At 68.9% G+C, this 4,454-nt stretch carries 4 protein-coding genes; 1 reads left to right on the forward strand and 3 read right to left on the reverse strand.

Features of this window, described 5'->3' with window-relative positions; all coding sequences use genetic code 11:
* The coding region (recD, locus tag N5E02_RS20170; protein ID WP_279946674.1) for an exodeoxyribonuclease V subunit alpha at positions 1-1,216 on the forward strand (1,216 nt) is incomplete at its 5' end.
* Positions 1,217-1,343: 127 nt separating this feature from the next.
* On the opposite strand, the gene N5E02_RS20175 is transcribed toward recD, so the two are convergent.
* From N5E02_RS20175 to N5E02_RS20185, 3 genes are all read right to left on the reverse strand, one after another.
* Positions 1,344-1,739, reverse strand: coding sequence for a hypothetical protein (locus N5E02_RS20175; RefSeq protein WP_065186604.1), 396 nt, complete (start codon positions 1,737-1,739; stop codon positions 1,344-1,346).
* A gap of 94 nt (positions 1,740-1,833) precedes the next feature.
* The gene (locus N5E02_RS20180) at positions 1,834-3,873 is read right to left on the reverse strand and encodes an FUSC family protein (RefSeq protein WP_065186603.1); all 2,040 of its coding nucleotides are present in this window, start codon (positions 3,871-3,873) and stop codon (positions 1,834-1,836) included.
* Between the two features lie 3 nt (positions 3,874-3,876).
* On the reverse strand, positions 3,877-4,454 hold a 578-nt coding region (locus N5E02_RS20185; RefSeq protein ID WP_279946675.1), incomplete at its 5' end, for a TolC family protein.

Raw genomic sequence — 4,454 nt, forward strand, 5'->3', positions numbered from 1 at the left:
CATGGCCGTGCAACGCCTGCAGGAACAGGGACTGGATCCGACGCTGTGCGCGGCACTGCCCAGCAGCGGCACCACCCTGCATCGACTGCTCGGCGTGATTCCCGACTCACCACGCTTCCGCCACCACACCGACAATCCGCTGGCGGTGGACGTGGTGGTGGTCGACGAAGCGTCGATGATCGATCTGCCGATGATGGCCAAGCTGGTCGATGCAGTTGCCAGCGGCACCCGCCTGATCCTGCTCGGCGACCCCGATCAGTTGCCGTCGGTCGAAGCCGGTGATGTGCTCAGCGCGATCCTGCGCGCCAGCGGCGATGGCATCGGCACCCGCGCCGACGATGCGCTGGCGCTGCATGGCTTGCTGGCACCGGCCACCTTGCAGCCGCAGGCCGCACCACGCGCCTTCGCCGGCCGTCGCGTGCAGCTGCAACGCGGCTACCGGCAGAGTGATGCGCTGGACCTGGCACCGCTGGCGCATGCCGTGCGTGAAGGTGACAGCCGCACTGCATTGCAGCTGCTGCGCGGTGGTGGATTGGCTGGCGTGCACTTCCACGAAGGTGAGGCGGACCCGCTGCGTGGCCAGCGTGAGCACCTGCTGGGCCACTGGCGTGCACTGGCCGAGGCCGCGGATCCGGTACGTGCCCTGCAGCAGGCCGGTCGCCTGCGCGTGCTGACCGCGCTGCGCGAAGGCCCGCAAGGTGCGCGCGGGCTGAACAGCCGTATCGAGCAGCTGCTGGCCGGCAATACCCCGGGCTACTTCCAGGGCCGCCTTCTGCTGGTCACCGAGAACAGCTACCGGCACCGCCTGTTCAACGGCGACATCGGTATCTGCCTGCGCGACGACAGCGGCGCGATCGTGGCCTGGTTCCCGGGCGACACCGTCGAGCAGCCACGCGCCTTCCACCCGGCCGCACTGCCCGCGCACGAAAGCGCCTTTGCGATGACCGTGCACAAGGCACAGGGCTCGGAGTTCGATGAAGTGTGGCTGCAGCTGCCACGCCAGGACAGCCGCGTGCTGTCGCGCGAGCTGGTCTACACCGGCCTGACCCGCGCCCGCCAGGTACTGCATGTGGCCAGCAGCGCCGACGTGCTGCAGGCCGCACTGAAGCGGCACGCCAGCCGGTTGGGCGGCCTGGCCTGGCGGTTGGGTGCCGAAGATGTGGCCGAACAACCGGCACCCATCGAACAGCCCACGGTGCAGGGCACGTTGTTCTGACGCGGGCGTGATGCGCTGCCTGTAGAGCCGGGCCATGCTCGGCTGATGGGCCACGGAGTCGAGCGTGGCTCGACTCTACAAAAGCGCGCTTCGATCGTTCTGGTGGTCATCCACGCATGGCGTGGATCTACGCGATGAGTACCAACCCATCAGGAAACACGATCGCCGCTTCATCCGCACTCACGTCGAAGAAGCCCACGCCGTGCTTCTCGGCCAGATCCTGCACCCGCCCGTGCGCGCGCTCGGCCACCGAGTAGGCGAACGCGCCGTAGATCACCTGCCGGCCGATGCTGTACTCGGTCACCTCGGCGCGGTCGTCATCGTCGTTGCTCAGTGGTCCGTTCAACGGCGGGAATTCCTGCGCCATCTCCGTAAACCACGCCTGCAGCGCCGGGCTGCTGACTGCCGGGTCGTCGTACTCGTGGCGCTCGTTCCACTGCGTCTGCTTTTCGAACCAGGCGATGAAAGCCGCCGCCTCGCGTGGCGCGGCGCTGGCCTCGAACACCATCATGTCGTAACTCATTGGAGCTTCCTGTGCAGAGCAGGGGTCAGAGCCTTCGCCCGCGGCGAAGGATCCGACCCCGGCAACGGGGTCTGTGGACGCACAGGGTAGCGCGCTACGGCTGCGTCACCGTGTCCATGGCCAGGCCCGGCGCCAACGCCTTGGCCTCCGGGAACAGCGCGAAGCGCAGGCCGACCAGGCCCATCAGCGCCTCGTCGCGGGCCTTGCACGCCGCCACGCTGCCAACCCGGCCCAGCGAGGTATCCAGCCGCTCGCGCAGCGCCTGGTCTGCAGCAATCGGCCTGCGCGCCGCGATCTGCCGCCGGTAGTGCCCAGCGATCTCTTCCAGGATGTGCTCGACGGCTTCGCGGCTGCGCTCGGGCAGTTCCAGCCGTGCACGACGCAGCTGCAGGATGTTCAGGCCGATGCGCGCCTCGTTGAGCATGTCCACCGAGGCAATGTCGCTGCCCTCCGGCGTCGCTGCCAGGCGCGGTGCGAGCAGGCCCAGCAGGTCGAGCATGCGTGCGGCGAAGCGCTGCCGATCCTGCTGGCCACGTCCTTCGGCGGCTTCGGCCAGCGTGGTCCAGCCCTGCCGCACCAGCCGGCGCGCGGTCCACTCGGCACCTACCGAACGGAACAGGCGGGTCATCACCACTGCAAAGCCAATGCCGATGAACATCGCGATCGACGAATTGAGGAAGGTCTGGATGTTGGCGCTGTAGGTGTTCTGCAGGCTCAGCAACGCAGCCAGATTGACTGTCAGCGGCAGCGCGAAGAGCGCACTCTTGGGATGATGAAGCAGCAGTCCCAGCGGCAGGAAGGCCACCGCCAGCACAAGCGCCAGCAGGCCGAAGTCGTGCACGGCTGGGAACACGCCGAACAGGTACACGCCCGCCACCACCGAGGCGACCATCGCCCACACCAGGAACTGCACCATGCTGGGGGCCGGATCGTCCTGTGCGGCGAAAAATGCGGCCGTCACCGCCGCCATCATCGCGCCGTTGCCGCCGCCTTCCCAGCCCAGCGCGATCCACAGCACGCAGTAGCTCATCAGCGCTACGCCGGCACTGAGCGCGGAGAACAGCGCCATGCCGTAGTCGACGTGCTTGGCGGCGGCCACGCGTTCGGTGCGGATGCGGTAGTGCGCGCGATCCAACGGCGCCGTGCCCTGGTCGATCGCGTGCTGCAGGGTGCGGCAGTCCTGCCACAGGTCCACCAGTTCTTCCAGGCGCAGCAGCAGGCTGGCCAGCTGCAGGTGCTGCAGGTCGCGGTCCACCTGCGGCTTCAGCGCGCTGATGCGCGCGCGCAGCCGCGCGTACTCGCTGGCGTTGGTCGGGCCATCCAGCCACTCGCGGATGTCGTCGACCAGCGCCGGCAGCCCATCCGGCAGGGCCTGCCCATCGCTGCGCAGCGCGCTCAGGCGATCGGCGATCGACGACAACACCGGCAACAGCAACAGCATGCGCTCGCGCAGCCGCTCCATCGACACCGCAGACCCGGCATGGCGTGGATCGTCGCGGCGCAGGAACTCGATCAGTGCCTCGAACTGCACCAGGTCGGCAGCCAGCCGGTTGCGCGGCGCATGCGCGCGGCCACGCTCAAGGATCTGCCGGCACCACTGCGCAGCGTCCTCCATCCAGTTGCCGATCCGGGCGCGCAGCATCGGCCGCACCGAGGCCGGGAACAACAGCGAGGCGAACAGCACGGCCACCACCGTGCCGAGGATGATCTCCTCGCTGCGCGCCACCACGGTGTCGAAGATGGTCTCCGGCGAAGTTACCGCCGGGAAGCCGATGAAGGCGGTGGTGTAGCCGGCCAGCAGGAACGCGTAGCCGCGAGGGCCGCGATTGAGCAGGGCCATGAACAGGCAACCGGCCAGCCAGATCGACATCGCCGCACTCAGCACCAGCGGGGTTTCCACCAGCGCCGGCAGTACCAGCAGCGTGGCCAGCCCGGCCACCAGGGTGCCGACAATGCGGTACACGCCCTTGGCGCGGGTCGGGCCCAGCAGCGGCTGGCTGACGATGTACACCGTGCCCATCGCCCAGTATGGGCGCGACAGGTTGCCGGCCATGGCGATGTACAGCGCGGCCACCGCGGCCAGGTAGGTCTTGATCGAGAACAGCCAGGCCTGGCGATCGGTCAGCGCGTTCATGGCTTACTTCGCCGTGGCCTGTGCGGTGGACGGTGCAGCCGGGGCAACCGATGCCTGCCAGCCGCCACCCAGCACCAGGAACAGGTGGATCTGGTCGCGCGAGACCTGCGCTTCGGCGGCGGCCAGGGTGGCGTCGCTGCTGGCCAGGCTGCGGTCGGCATCCAGGCTGGACAGGTAGGGTGTGCGGCCGCCCTGGTAAAGCCGGCGGTTCTGGTCGGCGGCCAGCGCGGCCTGCTCCTGCGCCACGCGCAGCGATTGCAGCCGGCGCAGGTCCTGCGCATAGCGGTCCAGCGCGGTCTGGGTCTCGCGCAGTGCCTGCAGCACGGTGTGGTCGAACTCGGCCAGGGCCGCGTCGGCACCGGCTTCGGCGGCGTGGATGCGGGCATGCGTGCCCGAAGAGGGCAGTGTCCACGAGATCAGCGGGCCGATCGACCACTGCTGGGTCATCGGCGTGCCGAAGTCTTCCAGCAGGCCGGCGGCGCCCACTGAGGCACCCAGACGGATGTCCGGATACAGCTCGGCGGTGGCCACGCCAATCCGCGCCGTGGCCGAGGCCAGCTTGCGTTCGGCCTGGCGCACGT

The sequence above is a fragment of the Stenotrophomonas sp. GD03777 genome, from assembly GCF_029842485.1.
Classification (GTDB): Bacteria; Pseudomonadota; Gammaproteobacteria; order Xanthomonadales; family Xanthomonadaceae; genus Stenotrophomonas; species Stenotrophomonas sepilia.

Coding starts and splice junctions, on each gene's coding strand:
- N5E02_RS20175 (WP_065186604.1), bottom strand. CDS start 1,739: ATGAGTTACGACATGATGGTGTTCGAGGCCAGCGCCGCGCCACGCGAG.
- N5E02_RS20180 (WP_065186603.1), bottom strand. CDS start 3,873: ATGAACGCGCTGACCGATCGCCAGGCCTGGCTGTTCTCGATCAAGACC.